General features: G+C 73.5%; 10 protein-coding genes. All 10 read left to right on the top strand.

Annotated elements, in window-relative coordinates:
- Nucleotides 1-100: 100 nt before the first annotated feature.
- Nucleotides 101-490 carry an FHA domain-containing protein gene (locus AC54T1_RS11290; RefSeq protein ID WP_484345526.1) on the top strand — a complete coding sequence of 130 codons (390 nt, stop codon included), beginning with the start codon at nt 101-103 and terminating at the stop codon, nt 488-490.
- 5 nt (nt 491-495) lie between these two features.
- The gene (locus AC54T1_RS11285) at nt 496-1,338 is read left to right on the top strand and encodes a PP2C family protein-serine/threonine phosphatase (protein ID WP_484345527.1); all 843 of its coding nucleotides are present in this window, start codon (nt 496-498) and stop codon (nt 1,336-1,338) included.
- On the top strand, nt 1,335-2,669 hold the full coding sequence (locus tag AC54T1_RS11280) for an FHA domain-containing protein (RefSeq protein WP_496911982.1): 1,335 nt from the start codon (nt 1,335-1,337) through the stop codon (nt 2,667-2,669). Before AC54T1_RS11285 ends, AC54T1_RS11280 begins: the two co-directional genes overlap by 4 nt.
- Nucleotides 2,666-4,753, top strand: a complete 2,088-nt coding sequence (locus tag AC54T1_RS11275) for a serine/threonine-protein kinase (RefSeq protein WP_496911981.1) — start codon at nt 2,666-2,668, stop codon at nt 4,751-4,753. The genes AC54T1_RS11280 and AC54T1_RS11275 overlap by 4 nt, the downstream gene beginning before the upstream one ends.
- The gene (locus AC54T1_RS11270) at nt 4,750-10,872 is read left to right on the top strand and encodes a fibronectin type III domain-containing protein (protein ID WP_496911980.1); all 6,123 of its coding nucleotides are present in this window, start codon (nt 4,750-4,752) and stop codon (nt 10,870-10,872) included. Before AC54T1_RS11275 ends, AC54T1_RS11270 begins: the two co-directional genes overlap by 4 nt.
- Nucleotides 10,873-10,956: 84 nt before the next feature.
- On the top strand, nt 10,957-11,919 hold the full coding sequence (locus AC54T1_RS11265) for an AAA family ATPase (protein WP_496912073.1): 963 nt from the start codon (nt 10,957-10,959) through the stop codon (nt 11,917-11,919).
- A 17-nt stretch (nt 11,920-11,936) separates the two neighbouring features.
- Nucleotides 11,937-13,172, top strand: coding sequence for a DUF58 domain-containing protein (locus tag AC54T1_RS11260; RefSeq protein ID WP_484345531.1), 1,236 nt, complete (start codon nt 11,937-11,939; stop codon nt 13,170-13,172).
- Nucleotides 13,169-15,433, top strand: a complete 2,265-nt coding sequence (locus tag AC54T1_RS11255; protein ID WP_496911979.1) for a transglutaminase TgpA family protein — start codon at nt 13,169-13,171, stop codon at nt 15,431-15,433. Before AC54T1_RS11260 ends, AC54T1_RS11255 begins: the two co-directional genes overlap by 4 nt.
- Before the next feature lie 184 nt (nt 15,434-15,617).
- Entirely contained in the window at nt 15,618-16,328 is a 711-nt protein-coding gene (locus AC54T1_RS11250; RefSeq protein WP_496911978.1) for an AzlC family ABC transporter permease, read from the top strand.
- Complete coding sequence (locus AC54T1_RS11245; protein WP_496911977.1) at nt 16,321-16,650, top strand: branched-chain amino acid transporter permease; 330 nt, start codon at nt 16,321-16,323, stop codon at nt 16,648-16,650. The genes AC54T1_RS11250 and AC54T1_RS11245 overlap by 8 nt, the downstream gene beginning before the upstream one ends.
- The last annotated feature ends 2 nt before the right edge of the window (nt 16,651-16,652 follow it).

The following is a 16,652-nucleotide window of genomic DNA, read 5'->3' as shown; positions in this document are numbered from 1 at the left end:
TCGCGCGGCCTGTCTCCGGCGCGACGGGGTAACCTACCCAGGGTCTGTGCTCGGCGGTCGCCGGGCTCCGATCGTCGTCCGTGTCCAAAGGGGTCCCGCAGTGGCTGAGCAACGTGGCCAGCTCCGGCCGCCCGCGTCGTCCGCGGCCGGGCCGGACGTCGTGCTGCGCTTCTCCGACGGACAGGTCCTCCCGCTGCGCGGCATGACCCTCGTCGGCCGTCACCCGCAGCCCGCACCCGACGAGATCATCACGGACCTCGTGACCCTCAGCGACCCGCGCCGGTCGGTCTCCAAGACGCACCTCCTCGTCGGGATGGACGCCCGCGGGCCGTTCGTCACCGACCGGCACTCGACGAACGGCACGCTCGTGACCCTCCCGGACGGGCAGCAGATCCTCTGCGCTCCGGGCCAGACGATCCGCATGGCGCCCGGGTCGGTCGTGACCTTCGGCGACTTCAGCCTCCGGCCCGACGTCCGGGGGCAGGGGTGAGGCCCATGCACACGACCTGGGGCTCGGCGACCGACACCGGACGTGTCCGCACGCTCAACGAGGACGCGCTCCTCGCGTACCCGCCCGTCTTCCTCGTCGCCGACGGCATGGGCGGCCACGAGGCGGGCGACGTCGCCAGCCGCGTCGTCGTCGAGGAGTTCTCGCTCCTCGTCGGGCGCCGCTTCGTGACGATCGAGGACGTCCACGAGTGCTTCAGCCGGGCGGCGGACCGCCTCCGCGAGATGCTCGTCGGGCGTACCGGGGGAGCGACGGTCGCCGGTGCGGCGATCGCCATGCACGACGACGCCGCGTACTGGCTCGTGTTCAACATCGGCGACTCGCGCGTGTACCGCCTCGCGGACGGGGACCTCGAGCAGGTGAGCGTCGACCACTCGGTCGTCCAGGAGCTCGTCGAGGCAGGCCGCCTGAGCGAGGAGGAGGCGTCGGTGCACGCGGAGCGGCACGTCGTCACGCGTGCGCTCGAGACCGCGTCCGCCCCCGAGCCGGACTACTGGATGATCCCGGCAGGTGCCCAGGACAGATTGCTCATCTGTTCCGACGGACTGACCGATGAGTTGGACGATGACAAGATCCGCGTGGGGCTCACGTTGATCAGCGATGCCCAGGAGGCCGCTGAGTCGCTCGTGCACGCCGCCGTGGAGGCAGGTGGCCGGGACAACATCACCGCGGTGGTCGTCGACGTCGCGACGATCTGGCACGGACTGACGAGCGCTGACGAGACCCACAACCAGGACGGCCGCCCGGACCCGGTCGCAGAGCCTCCTCCCGAGTGGGACGAGCAGATGCACGGCATCACCGTGCCGCGACCACGGACGGTGACGTCGTGATCGTCCCCCGGTACGCCCCCGGAGACTGGTTCGCGGTGGTCACCGACGGTGCGGTGGCCCTGCTGCCGCCGTCGGTCGACCACGCCAAGGTCGCGGAGGTGTGGGATGCGCTCCGGGAGAGCCCCGATCTCACGCACGGGCTCGCCGTGCTTGCCCGCGGGGGCCTCGTGGGACTGCCGCCGTTCGCCCTCGTGACCGTCGTGGACGGCCACGTCCGCGGGTTCCTCCGGGGTGACGTCCGCCTGCTCGTCACCACCGCCAGCGGTCTGGCGGAGCACACCGCGACCCACGTCGCGACGTGGGCGGAGATCAACGTGACCGACGCGCACGCACTGACGGTCGCCGTGCCGGAGGACGAGGCCCCGCGTGGTCGGGCGGCGCGGATGCCCGCCCTCGCCGCCGTGGTCCAGGCGTCGGCCGTGGAGGTCGTGCTGCGCGTCGGCGCGAGCGCCGTCCCCGCCCTCGCCTCGCGCAGCGCCCTCAGCTCGCACAGCACCCTCAGCTCGCACAGTGCCCTCAGCTCGCACAGCGCCCTCACCTCGCACAGCGTGGTGTCCTCGGGCCGCGCGCACGCCGCACCGGCGCGCGCCTCGTTCGACGAGCTCCCGGCAGGGCCCGCGCCGCGCCGCGCCCTCGAGCCGTTCGAGGTGCCGCCCGCGTCGGAGATGACGGTCGCGCCGCCCCTCGAGGACCCGCCGGCCCCCAGCCCCGCGGACGCCGGGCAGGCGGGGTCGTCCGTCGCTCCGCGCAGCGGTCCGGGTGCTGCGCCGACGGGCGAGCTCGCTGCGGTGCCCGTGCACGCGCTCGAGACGGTGCCCGCCTCGTCCGTGACGGCCCTCCCGCGGGCGGCAGCCGGCGCTGTGGACGAGGAGGACGACGTGCACGGCAGCACCGTGCTCAGCTCCAGCCTCGTCGAGCTGCGCCGGCAGATGCCCGACTGGCAGCAGGACTTCGTCCCCGGTCCCTTCTCGGTGCCCGGCGTGCCCGTCCGCGTCCATCGGATCCGGATGGCGTCCGGACTCGTCGTCCCGCTCGACAGGGCGGTCCTCATCGGCCGGGCGCCCGTCGTGTCCCGCGTCTCGGCACGGGACCTCCCGCGCCTCGTCACGGTGACGAGTCCCAACCAGGACATATCCCGGACGCACGCCCAGGTGCGGGCCGAGGGCGAGGACGTGCTCGTCACCGACCTCAACTCGACCAACGGCATGCTCCTCGTCGAGCCGGGACAGCCCGCCCGTCGGCTGCGCCCGGGCGAGGCGACCGTCGTCGTGCCCGGCGCCGTCGTCGACCTCGGCGACGGCGTGACCTTCGAGCTGGAGCGGGACGAGTGAGCTCCCGCCGCCAACCCTCGATCGCGCCACGGATCCCGGGGTACGAGTACGTCCGGCTCCTGGGCATGGGTGGGTTCGCCGACGTCTTCGAGTACCGGCAGGAGCTCCCGCGACGCTCGGTCGCCGTGAAGGTCCTCCTCGGCGGGTCCCTCGACCAGGACGCCCGCGAGGCGTTCTTCGCCGAGGCCAACGTCATGGCGCAGCTGTCCCACCACCCGTCGATCGTGACGATCTACCACGCGGACATCGCCGCGGACGGTCGCCCGTTCCTCGTCATGGAGTACTGCTCGCGGCCCAGCCTCGGCGCCCGGTACCGCACCGAGCGCTTCACCGTCGCCGAGGTGCTGCGGACCGGGATCCGTGTCGCGTCGGCCGTCGAGGCGGCGCACCGCCTCGGGATCCTGCACCGGGACATCAAGCCTGCGAACATCCTCGCCACCGACTTCGGGTGGCCCGCCCTCACCGACTTCGGCATCGCCGCGACGCTCGGCTCGTCGGCGGCGGCCACGGGGATGTCGATCCCGTGGTCCGCACCCGAGCTCCTCGCCGAGCACCCGACCGGGGACGCACGTGGGGACGTGTACTCCCTCGGCGCCACGCTCTACACGCTCCTCGCCGGTCGCTCGCCCTTCGAGGTGCCGGGACGCAACAACACCCCAGCGGACCTCCTCTCGCGCATCGAGCGAAGCCCTCTGACGCCGATCGACCGGCAGGACGTCCCACCGGGCCTCACCGCAGTGCTGGCGCGGTCCATGGCGAAGAACCCGGAGCGCCGCTTCGTCAGCGCCCTCGCCCTCGCGCACGCCCTCCAGCAGGTCGAGCGGTCGATGCAGCTGCCGGTGACGAGCATCGACCTGTCCGAGGAGTTCCAGCCGCCGGCGGACACCGTCACAGACCCCCACCAGGGTCGGAGCCCGTTCGAGGCTCCCGCTGCGCCGGGCTCCGCTCGCGAGCCGGACTCCGACGAGGCGACGCGCCTGCGGCCCATCACGAGCATCGACCCGCAGGGAGCGCCCGCCCCTGCGCCGCGCCACGCAGCCCGGGCGCCGGGAGGGACACCGTCGGCCGCCGTGAGCGCACGGTCGGCGGACGACGTCGCGGAGCTCGACGACCAGGCGACGCGGATGCGCGCCGTCACGAGCATCTCCCCGCACGGACCGGTGGTCGCCCCGTCGACGACGGGGCACGGCCCGTACCCGGGCGCGGCGGACCCGGCCGGCCTCCCAGGACCAGGGGCCCCGGCTCCGGGGCCGACCAGCGCGTCGGAGGTGCCGGACCCCGCCGGTGCGGAGGGCGGCCGGACGCGCCCCGGGACGAGCGCCGCCCCGTCGCCGTCGACGACGGGCCCCGGCCCGGTGACGCACGACGCGGCGATCCGCACGCCAACGGCGCACACGCAGACGTCTCACCCGCAGGCGCCGCACCCGCCGACGTCCCACGACTCGATCCCCTACGGTGCCGGGGCTCGCGGAACGACTCCTCCGGCGGGGATCTACGGTGCGGGTGCAGCTCCGGCGCCCCGGGCGGCCTCGGTGGCCGTCCCACCGTCGACCGGCGGGCCGGCGCCCCGCCCGGCGCAGTTCGAGGTGAGCGCGAGCGAGCTCCGCACACGCCACTACCGGACCGAGCACCGTGCCGAGGACGAGCAGCACGCCGGGCGCACGTCCACCGGACGACGGCTCCTCGTCGGCGCCAGCAGCGTCGTCGTCGTCGCGCTCCTCGCGTTCGTCGCCAGCCAGACCCTCGGCCTCGGGCCGCAGGGCAACCCCCAGGAGTCCGCGAGCGCGACGCCGTCCCCGACGCTCATCGGTGGGGCGACGGTCCCGGCACCCGAGGGCCTCGAGGGGCGGACGAACCCGGACGGCACCGCGACCTTCCGGTGGAGCAACCCCGACGAGCTGGAGGGCGACGCATACCTGTGGCGCGTCGTCGCCGTCGGGTCGACGGCGCCGGCAGAGCGGGTCACCCGGCCGTCCGTGTCGGTCCCGGTGCCCGAGGGCTCGGCGACCGTCTGCATCGAGGTGTCGATCGTGCGTGCCGACGGCCGCGCGACGGCGACGCCGGCGCAGGGGTGCAGCGCATGAGGCTCCGTCGGTCCCGCAGCGGGAGCACGTCCTCCCGGACCTCCACCGCGCGTTCCGTCGTCGCCGCCATCACCGTTCCTGCGGTGCTTGCCGCCCTCGCGATCATCAACCCCGGTGTGAAGATCGCGGAGATCGACCTCAACGACGGCGCCGTGTGGGTGACCAACGCCCAGGGGCTCAAGCTCGGCCGCTACAACGCGACCGTCAAGGAGCTCAACGGCGGGCTCGTCGCGACCGATCCTGCGTTCGACGTCCTCCAGGACGCCCAGGACGTGCTGCTCACCGAACCGGGGAAGGTGTCCGTCGTCGACACGGCGTCGGTCACGCTCGCCACCCAGGCGGAGATCCCGGCGGACACCCAGGTGTCGATGTCCGCGGGGGTCGTGGCGATCACCGGCGCCGACGGGAACGTCTGGGTCCGGACCACGGCGACGCTCGCGACGATCGATGCTGCGACGCCCGGTGACCTCAAGCTCGCCGACGGTGCCCTCGCGACAGTGACCGTCGACGGCGACGTGCTCGCGTTCGACCCGTCGGACGGTGGGGTGCACCGCGTCGCGGTCACGCCGGAGGGTCTTGAGCAGGAGCAGGTGGTCACGCTCACGGACGCGGCCGGCGTCGAACCCGACGAGATCACCGCGGTCGGCGACGAGCTCGTCGTGCGTGGCGGGAGCACGCTCTACGGCGAGGGCTGGTCGGTGAACCTTGAGGAGCACGGCACGGGTGCGGTGCTGCAGCAACCCTCGGCAGCGTCCGACGTCGTGCTCGCGTCGACGACCACGGCGGCGGTGCGCGTCGACCTCGAGGACGGGAGCGTCGACGCGCTGCCGACCGGTGGCGCAGGAGTGCCCGCCCGCCCGGTGCGCGTCGGGGACTGCACGCACTCGGCGTGGGCGTCGGGCTCCGGGAGCTACGTGTCGCAGTGCGAGGACGGTGACCCCGAGATCGTCGACCTCGACGGGATGACGACGTCCGACGTCCTCGTCTTCCGGGTCAACCGGTCCGTCGTCGTCCTCAACGACACCGCCCAGGGTCGGATGTGGCTGCCGGAGGACCTGCCGAAGGTCCAGGAGCCCAACTGGCAGGACATCGAGCAGGAGGAGGAGCCGGACGACCAGGAGGACACGTCCGACGACGTCCAGACTGCCCAGCAGCTCCTCAGCCAGTGCACGGACCAGTCCGCGACGCCGGGTGCCATGGACGACTCGCTCGGGGTGCGCCCCGGGCGCACGACCATCCTCCAGGTGCTCGACAACGACACGGCGGGTGAGTGCGGGATCATCGCGATCAGCGCCTTCGACGCGATCCCCGACACGTTCGGGACGCTCGAGCCCGTGTACGGCGGACGCGCGCTGCAGGCCGTCATCTTCCCGGACGCCCAGGGCAGCGTCACGTTCACGTACACGATCACCGACGGCCGCGGCCAGAACCCCCCGTCGACGGCGACCGTCACCCTCACGGCCCAGGACGCGAGCCAGAACGCCGACCCCGTGCAGGTCCGCACCGGCGCCGTGGAGGTCGAGCAGGGCGCGACCATCGAGTACGACGCGCTCGCGAACTTCACCGACCCGGACGGCGACGACCTCCTGCTCAGCTCGGCCGTGACCGACGGGAGCGGGTCCGTGCGTGCCCGCCAGGACGGCATCGTCACGTTCGTCGCCGAGGGCGAGGCGCTCGGACGGCAGACGGTGCAGCTCACCGTGACCGACGGCAGGGCGACGGTCGTCGGAGAGATGGTCGTCGACGTCCGCCCGACCGGGTCCCTGCCGCCCGTCATCGACCCGGTGCACGCCGTGACCTACGTGGGGCAGCCCGTCGACGTCGACATCCTCGCGTCGGTGCGCAGCGCCTCCCGGGAGCCGGTGCGTCTGGCGTCCGTCGAGGAGGTCGCCGGCACGACGATCCTGCCGAAGCTCGAGGACGGCACGTTCACGTTCACAGCGCCCAACCCCGGGACGTACTACGTCGGCTTCACGGTCGTCGCGTCCCCGCAGCAGGCCACGGGCCTCGCGCGGGTCGACATCCGCGAGTGGCCCGGCGCGCCGCTGCCGCCCGTCGCCGTGCGGGACCTGGCGCTGCTCCCCCTCGGGGGCGAGGTGACCGTGGACCCGATGGCGAACGACGTCGACCCCAACGGCGGGGTGCTCGTCCTCACGTCGGCGACCGCCGTGCCCGACTCGGCGCTGCGCGTCGCGGTGATCGACCACCGCCTCGTGCGGATCACGTCCTTGCGGGCCCTCGAGGCACCCGAGACGGTCACCTATGTCATCTCCAACGGAGTGAGTGAGGCACGCGGAGAGATCCTCGTGCAGCCCGTGCCCCCGTCCGCCGACCAGCACGCGCCCGTCGTCCGCGACGTCGAGGTCTCCGTGCGGACCGGAGGCGTCGTGACCATCCCGGCCCTGGACTACGCGTACGACGCGGACGGCGACGACATGGAGCTCGTCCCCGAGCTCGCGGAGCCGCTCGCCGACGGGCAGGGCCTGCTGTTCGTCTCCGGCGACCAGCTGCGCTACCAGGCGCCGTCGGCGCCGACGACGGCCCGCGCCGTCTTCAGCGTCCGTGACTCCGCCGGCAACGTGGGCGCGGGCCGGCTCACGGTGACGGTCCACGAGTCGTCCGCCACGACGAAGTCCCCGCCACGGCCCAAGGACCTCACCGCCCGGACCTTCGAGGGCGAGGTGGTCCGCGTCATGGTCCCGCTCACCGGCATCGACCCCGACGGCGACGGCGTCGTCCTCCTCGGCCAGGGGGACACCGCCCCGAAGAAGGGGCGCATCTCGGCGGTCGGCGCCGACTGGATCGAGTACGAGGCGTTCCCCGGCGAGACCGGCACGGACACCTTCACGTACGCGGTCGAGGACTGGGTGGGCCAGCGCGCCGTCGCGACCGTCCGGGTCGGGATCGCCCGCAGGCCCGCGGAGGCGCTGCCCATCGTCGCCCAGGACGACGAGGTGACGGTGCAGCCCGGCCAGCGGGTCGAGGTGCGGGTGCTGCGCAACGACGTCAACCCCTCCGGGGGCGACCTCACGCTCTCCCCGGACATCGAGGTCCCGCCGGGTGTCGTCGCGCGCACCGAGGGACGCCGCATCGTCGTCGAGGCACCCGCCGAACCCGGACCGCCGATCTCGATCGCCTACACCGTGACGAACGACCGGGGCGGCCGGGCGACCGCCGTCCTCACCGTCTACGTCGTGGCCGACGCCGTCATCGCCCCGCCGGTCGCGGGCGACGTCACCGTCGCGCCCATCGACGTCGTCGGCAAGACGAGCGTCGAGGTCGACGTGTTCGAGGTGGCGGAGAACCCCTCGGGCCCGTTGAGCGACCTCGAGGTGTCCGTCCCGTCGTCGCACTCGGGTGTCGCGTCCGTGACCGCCGACGACAGGGTCCTCGTGACGCTGACCGACGAGGCGCAGACGGTCCCGTACCTCCTGACGAACACGCACCCCGACGCCGACGGCGTGCACGCCTACGCCTTCATCACCGTCCCGGCGCTCGGCGACTTCCCGCCCGTCCTGCGCCCCAAGGCGCGGGAGCTGCGGGTGGCGTCCGGCGCGGAGCTCGCCATCCCCATCGCGGAGTTCGTCCAGGTGGGGACCGGCAAGACGGCACGCATCGGCGACACGACGCTCGTGAGCGCGACACGCTCCGACGGCTCCGAGCTCGTCGTCGACGAGACGACGCTGCGGTACGCCTCGCAGGTCGGCTACGCCGGCCCCGCCTCCATCACGTTCCAGGTCACCGACGGTGCCAGCCGCGACGACGCGAGCGGACGTAGGGCCACGTTGACGCTCCCCATCACCGTGTACGCGGAGGAGGACTACCCGCCGACGTTCACGCCGAGCGTCATCGAGATCCCGCAGGGTGACGCCGCCGCAGCGGTCGACCTGCTCGGGTTCGCCGAGGGCCCGGAGGGTGCCGACGGGGCGCAGCCGTACACCTTCCGCCTCGCCGGGACCCCGACCGCGGGGTTCAGCGCGACGCTCACCGGCACGACCCTCCAGGTCGTCGCTTCTCCGGACGTGGCTCGTGGCACGACGGGCTCCACGCAGCTGACCCTCGGGTACGGCCGCTCGGGCAGCCTCACGGTCGAGGTGCAGTTCCGGGTGGTGGCGAGCACCCGCGCGCTCGTCAAGGTCACGCCCGACGTGAGCGTCGACGGCGCGGCCGGGGTCGACACGCGTGTCACCGTCCCCGTCGTGTTCAACCCGTTCCCCGACCAGGCGGTGACCGTGCTGGGTGCGACCGTCGAGACCCCGGGGTCGGGCACCGCGTCCGTGTCAGGGTCCACCGTGGTCGTGCGGCCGGACGAGGGCTTCGTCGGGTCCATGGTCGTGCGGTACCGCGTCCGTGACGCGACGGGCGACAGCCTGCGCGAGGTCGAGGGGCGGATCTCCGTGAACGTCCGTGACCGGCCCGACGCCCCGGTGGCTCCGAGAGCGGGCGGCGTCACGAGCCAGTCCGTCGTGCTGTCCTGGGAGGCTCCCGCGAACAACGGCTCACCGATCACCGCGTACCGCCTCACCCGCTCACCGGGCGGTCAGACGACGAGCTGCGCGTCGACGACCTGCACGGTCACCGGCCTCACCAACGGCACGGCGTACACGTTCACGGTCGCCGCACAGAACGCCATCGGGTGGTCGCCGGAGTCGCCGGCGAGCGCGTCCGCCACACCCGACGCCGTCCCCGACGTCCCTGCCGCGCCGACCCTCGCCGAGGGCGACAAGCAGCTCACCGCGAGCTGGAGCGCGCCGAGCAACACCGGCACCCCGATCACCCAGTACACGGTCGAGATCTCGCCCCTGCCGACGTCGGGTGGTGGGAGCCGCACGACGTCCTCGACGTCCGTGACCTTCACCGGCCTCACCAACGGCACCCAGTACCAGGTCCGGGTCCGCGCGCACAACGGGGCGACCCCGCCCGAGGGCGGCTCGTGGAGCCCGTGGTCGTCGTCGGCGATCCCCGCGGGGGTGCCCGGTGCTCCGACGGTTCGCGCCAGCCGGGTGGAGACGGCGCTCGGGGGCCAGATCGACGTCGGGTGGGACGCGCCAGCCTCCAACGGCGCGCCCATCGACGAGTACGTGGTGACCGTGAGCGGCGCGGGGCAGGCCACCCAGGTCGTCAGCCGCGGCACGAGCACGAGCTGGGCGTTCACGAACGCGGTGAACGGTGTCGAGTACACGTTCGCCGTCACCGCGCGCAACAAGGCGGGCACGGGCCCGGCGGGGTCCACGACGACGTCGACGTTCTCGACGCCCGGCGCCCCGACCTCGCCGAGCATCAGCGCGACGGCCACCGGTCGCGGGTTCGGCGACGGCCGGGTCGTCCTCGCCTGGGGTGCGCCGACGTCCACCGGCGGCGTAGGCGTCGGCATCAGCTCCTACGAGGTCGAGGGGATCGGCAACGTCGGCGCGGTGACGAGCTACGCGATCGGTGGCCTCGGGGGCGGGACTCCGACCCCGGCGTACCGCGTCCGGGCGTGCAACACCCGCGGTGCCTGCGGCGACTGGGCATCGATCGGCAGCGCGACCCCCGTCACCGTCCCGGAGCAGCCGACCGTGAACGTCGCCGGCGGGTACGGCCAGGTCACGGTCACGTGGTCCACGGCTGGTACCGGGGGGTCCCCGATCACGAGCGTCGAGTACGCCGTCGGTACGCCGTCGGTATGGACGCCCGTCCCGCCGTCGGGATTCGCCCACGCCGTCGACTTCGGCGGCTGGGGCGACTCGCAGGACGTCACGGTCTTCGTGCGAGCGACGAACGCGGCCGGCACGAGCACGGTCGCGAGCGCCACCGGGACAGCCCAGCGCATCCGCGAGCCGGACGCCCCGGGGTCCGTCACGCTGTCGACCCCCGGCCCCGGCACCATCCAGTTCAGCTGGACGCCGGCCCCCGAGAACGGGTCGCCCGTCACGGGGTACGAGTACCGCGTCGTGCGTCCGCTGACGGTCCCGGGCGGCTGGACGGGCGTCCCCACGGCCAGCCCGGTGACGCTCGTCGCCATCCCCCCCGGGACGGTCCGTGTCGAGGTCCGCGCGCTGAGCGCGGAAGGCCCAGGAGCTGCCACGGCCTCGACCGACGTCGTCGTCGCGGCGCCGCCGGAACCCGGCGATGGCTGATCAGCGCCGGGCGCCCCGAGCGCCCGCCGAGCACCCGCACCCCACCCAGCACAGAGAGCAGCCCGTGACATGACACCCACCCCGATGACCGCCGAGCAGGCCGCATGGTTCGCACAGACCTTCAGTGCGCTCGTCGACAACGTCGGCAAGGCCGTCCTGGGCAAGACGCACGTCGTCCGCCTCGTCCTCACGGCGATGCTCGCCGAGGGGCACATCCTGCTCGAGGATGCCCCGGGCACGGGCAAGACGATGCTCGCGCGCGCACTCGCGGCGACGGTGGACGGGACGCACAACCGCATCCAGTTCACCCCGGACCTCCTGCCGTCGGACGTCACGGGGGTGACGATCTACGACCAGAAGGCGGGTGCCTTCGAGTTCCACAAGGGGCCGATCTTCGCGTCCGTCGTGCTGGCTGACGAGATCAACCGGGCCTCGCCGAAGACCCAGTCCGCGCTCCTCGAGGTCATGGAGGAGTCCCGCGTGACGGTCGACGGGGTGACGCACTCCGCGGGCCGACCGTTCATGGTCATCGCCACCCAGAACCCCATCGAGCAGGCCGGGACGTACCGCCTGCCCGAGGCGCAGCTCGACCGCTTCCTCATGAAGACCTCGCTGGGGTACCCGGACCACGCGTCGACCGTGCAGATCCTCGCGGGCGCGGCGGAGCGCGACCGCACGACGAGCCTCACGCCCCTCATCTCCTCCACCGCCGTGGCCGACATGGCGGACCTCGGTGCCACCGTCCACGTCGAGGGGACGATCCACGACTACATCTCCCGGCTCGCCGAGGCCACCCGGCGCGACGCGGAGACGCGCCTCGGCGTGAGCGTCCGGGGGTGCCTCGCCCTCGTGCGCTGCGCGAAGGTGTGGGCGGCGGCCCAGGGGCGCCCGTACGTCATCCCGGACGACGTGAAGGACCTCGCGGTCGCGGTGCTCGCGCACCGGATCGTGCTCGACGTCGAGGCCGAGTTCGCGGGCGTGACGAGCGAGGACGTCCTCGAGCGGATCCTGTCGACGACCACGCCCCCGTCGGAGCGCGTGGCCTGACATGGACGAGGTCTGACGTGGCTGCGGTGGACGACACCGGGGTCGAGGAACCCGCGCGGCTGCGGCGTGCGTGGCGCCGGTCCGTCGCCGTCGTGCGGGCGCGGGCGCGCCTGCTCACCGGTCTCGGCTGGGCGACGGCCGTGTGCGCCGTGCTCGCGCTCGGGGTGGGACGGCGCTTCGGGTGGGCCGAGCTCGTCGTCGGTGGGTGCGTGCTCGGGGTCGCCCTCGTCGTCGCGCTCCTGCTGACCATCGGGCGCTCGAGCTATGCGGTCGACCTCGACCTCGCCGACAGGTTCGTCACCGTCGGGGAGCGCGCCATGGGGCGCATCGAGGTGCGCAACGCCGGCCGCGGACGGCTGCTGCCCGCGTACGTGGAGCTGCCGGTGGGGCAGGGCGCGGCGAGCTTCGCGCTGCCGAGCATGGCCCCGGGCGCGGTGCACGACGAGCTCTTCGCGATCCCCACGTCCCGGCGCTCCGTCGTCGTCGTCGGTCCCGTGCACTCGGTGCGTGCCGACCCGCTGGGCATCGCGCGGCGCGACACCCGGTGGACGGACCCCGTGGAGCTCTACGTCCACCCGGTGACCGTCTCCCTGGCCGGGACGCGACCCGGGCTCCTCCGGGACCTCGAGGGCCAGTCCACCCGGACGATCACGGACAACGACATGTCCTTCCACGCGCTGCGCGAGTACATCCCCGGCGACGACCGGCGCAACATCCACTGGCGCACGAGCGCCCGCACCGGGACCCTCATGGTCCGCCAGTTCGAGGACACGCGTCGCACCCACACGGCCCTCGCCGTCGCGACGCGGTCGACGGACTACGCGCACGACGACGAGCTCGAGCTCGCGGTGAGCGCGTTCGCGTCGATCGGGGTCCAGGCGATCCGCGACGGGCTGGAGATCACGCCGCTCGCCGGGCCCGAGGTGCTCCGTGCGCGCACGCCGCGGTGGTTGCTCGACGACTGCTCGCGCATCGACACCCTCCCGCCGACCGAGGACGACAGGGACCTCGCGTACGTCGTGGCACGCGCGGTGCCGACGGCGTCGATGGCCATCTGCATCACGGGCTCCACGACCTCGCCCGCCGCGCTGCGCGCGAGCGCCGGGCGGCTGCCTGCCGGTCTGCGGACCGTGTTCGTCACGTGCCGCGTCGGCAGCGAGGTCTCGCTGCGCACCGAGGGTGCGCTGTCGCTCGCGACCCTCGGGGAGATCCGGGACCTGCCCCGGCTCCTGCGGCAGGTGGTGCAGGCGTGACCGTGCACCCCCTCGCGCCGGGGCCCGAGCAGCAGCGGCCCGCGGCACACCGCGTCGTCGACGTCCTCGTCCTCGCGGTGGCCGTGGCCCTGGCCCTCGTCCCGCTCCTGCCCGTGTACGGCACCACGGCCGCCCTGCCGGCGGCCCTCGGTGGGGTGCTCGTCGGCACCGCGGTGGCGCTGTGCGCCGTGCTGCGGCGCTGGCCCGTCATGACGACGATCGCCGCTGCCGGGCTGGCGTTCGTGCTCGTCGGTGGCCCTCTCGCGGCTCCGTCCACGACCGTGGCGGGTGTCGTGCCGTCCGGGGACACCCTGGTGGCCCTGGCCCAGGGCGTGGTGACGTCGTGGAAGCAGGTGCTCACCCTCGAGCCCCCGCTGGGTACTGCGGGGAACGTGCTCGTCGTGCCGTACCTCCTCGGTCTCGTCGGTGTCGTGGCGGCCGGGACGGTGGGCGCCGGGCGTCGGCACGGTCTGCGGCTCGTCACCGCGGCGGCGGTGCCGGTCCTCGTCCTCCTGACGTCCATCCTCTTCGGGACCGTCGAGCTGCTGCTCGTGACGGAGGTCGGCGTCGCGATGACCGTCCTGCTGCTCGGCTGGGCGGCGTGGCGCGCCGGCCGGTTGCGGCCGCGCCGCACGGTCTCGCTCGCGGCGATGCTCGTGCTGTCGGTGGGTGGCGGCGTGCTGCTCGCGCCGGTCGTCGCGGGTGACGTCCCGCGGTTCGTCCTGCGCTCGGTCGTCGTGCCACCGTTCGACCCGCGGGACCACGTGAGCCCGTTGGCGGCGTACCGCACCTACGTCAAGGACCACAAGGACACCGATCTCCTCACCGTCCGCGGCCTGCCCGAGGACGCCGTGGTGCGCCTCGCGACGCTCGACGCGTTCGACGGGGTCGTGTGGAACGTCCTGGGCGACGGGGAGCCCGACGGCTCCGGGTCGTTCCGGAAGGTCGGGGACACGATCCCGTCGTCCGTGACGGGGGAGCACGTGAGCGTCGAGGTCGAGGTCCACGAGCTCGCCGGGGTCTGGTTGCCCACCGTGGGCCAGACGACCGCGGTCGACTTCGCGGGGGACGAGGCCCTGCGTGCGGAGTTCCGCTTCAACGACGCCACGGGTACCGGGGTGCTCACCGGCGGGCTCGAGCAGGGCCAGACCTACCGGCTCGACGCCGTGCTGCCGCCCGTCCCCACGGACGAGGAGATCGGCTCGGCGGACCCGGCGGACGTCGTCCTGCCAGAGCCGCAGCGCGTGCCGGACGTCGTCCCGCTGCGGTCGACGGAGGTCGCGGCGCACGCGACGACCGCGGCGCTCGTGTCCAGAGCCCTCGAGGCGCACCTCCACGACACCGGGTTCTTCAGCCACGGGATCGAGGCCTCCGGGGACTACCCGTCGGCGTCCGGGCACGGAGCCGCACGGATCACCGAGCTCCTCGGCGGTGACCTCATGGTCGGGGACGCGGAGCAGTACGCGTCGGCGATGGCGCTCATGGTCGGGCAGCAGGGCCTGCCCGCACGGGTCGTCATGGGGTTCGTCCCGGCACCCGAGCAGGCCGGGGCGGAGGAGATCACCTTCACCGGCGACCACGTGCAGGCGTGGGTCGAGGTCGCGTACGCCGGCGTCGGATGGGTGCCGTACTTCCCGACCCCGCCCACCTCGCAGACACCGCAGGAGAACGAGACACCGATCGAGAAGGAACCGCAGCCCCAGGTGGTGCAGCCGCCCCCACCGCCCGCGGACCCCGTCGTCCCCCCGCGCGAGGACGTCGAGGAGCCGAACGTCGACACGAACCAGGAGACCGAGGAGGCGCGCGTCGACATCCGACGCGTGGTCCTCGTCACCGCAGCCGTTGCCGTACCGCTCCTGCTGCTCGTGCTGCCCCCGCTCCTCGTCGTCGCCGCCAAGCAGCGGCGACGACGACGCCGGCGGAACGCGCCGGACCCCGTCGCGCGCATCAGCGGGGGGTGGGACGAGGTGCTCGACACGGCCCGCGACCACGGGACGGGAACGGACCCGGACCGGACCCGCCGGGAGACCGCACGGGGACTCGCGGTCGTGTACCCCGCACTGCCGGCGACGGCCCTGGCCGAGCACGCCGACGCGGCGGTCTTCTCGGGCGGGGCTCCGAGCGACACCGAGGTCGCCAGCTACTGGGCGGCCGTGGACCGGTCCGTGGCGGTGATCCGAGGGGAGGGCGCGCTGTGGACCCGCGTGCGCGGACGCGTGTCCCGAGCCTCGCTGCGGCCCGGGCGTCCCCGGCGGCGCTGAGGGACGTCCCCGGCGACCGGGATGCGCCGAGACGCGCCATTGCGACCCGGCATGTCCATGGTAGCCACGGAGCACGGAGCACGGAGCACGGAGCACGGAGCACGGAGCACGGAGCACGGAGCACGGACCACGGACCACGGACCACGGAGACCTGAGCCCGGAGCCCGGAGGTAGCGTGGGCGCCATGTCTGCAACGTTCCGAGCCGCTCTGCGGGACACCGCATCGGTCGGAGTGGCGCTCGTGCCGCTGGGGGTGGCGTTCGGGCTCCTCGTCGTCGAGGCAGGGCTGGCCTGGTGGTGGGCGCCCGTCTTCTCGGTGTTCATCTACGCGGGTTCGCTGGAGTTCCTCGCGATCGGGCTCATCGTGGCTGCCACGCCCCTCGCCCAGATCGCCCTCGCGACCGTCCTCGTGAACTTCCGGCACGTGTTCTACGCCTTGTCGTTCCCGCTGCACGCCGTGCACGGCGCGGGCGCGCGCACCTACAGCATGTACGCGCTGACCGACGAGGCGTACGCGCTCGCGCACCACGTCCCGCCCGAGGAGCTGTCCACGGGACGCATCGTGTGGATGCAGGTGCTCTGCCAGTCGTACTGGGTGCTCGGTGGGGTGCTGGGCGGGGCCCTCGGGTCCGCCCTGCCGGGGATTCCTCGCGGCATGGGTTTCGCACTCACGGCGCTGTTCGTCGTCCTCACCCTCGATGCGTACCGGGTCTCCCGGGACGTCCCCACGCCGGTCCTCGCCCTGCTGTGCGCCCTCGGGGCGCTCGTCGTCGCCCCCGGGCAGATGCTCGTCGTCGCGCTGTCAGCGTTCGTCGCGGCACTCACCGTCCGCTTCGTCGTCACCGGGCGCAGGGGCAGCCGCAGGGGCCGTGCCGAGGGGCAGGGGCATGCCTAGCAACGGGGCGATCCTCGCGTCGCTCACCGTCATCCTCGTCGTCACGTTCGCGCTGCGCGCACTGCCGTTCGCGCTCGTCGAGCCGCTCCGGTCCTCGCGGTACGTGCGCTACCTCGCCCGGTACATGCCGGTCGGCGTGATGCTCATCCTCGTCGTGTACACGCTGCGCGACGTCTCGTTCACCGGGCCGTCCCACGGGATCCCCGAGGCGCTGGCACTCCTCACGACGGTCGGGCTGCACCTGTGGCGCCGCAACGCCCTGCTGAGCATCGTCGCGGGGACGGGCCTGTACGTCGTGCTGGTGGGCACCGTCTTCGGCTGAGC

The organism is Sanguibacter sp. Z41_6 (assembly GCF_059621145.1).
This window is presented reverse-complemented; position numbering and strand designations above follow the sequence as displayed.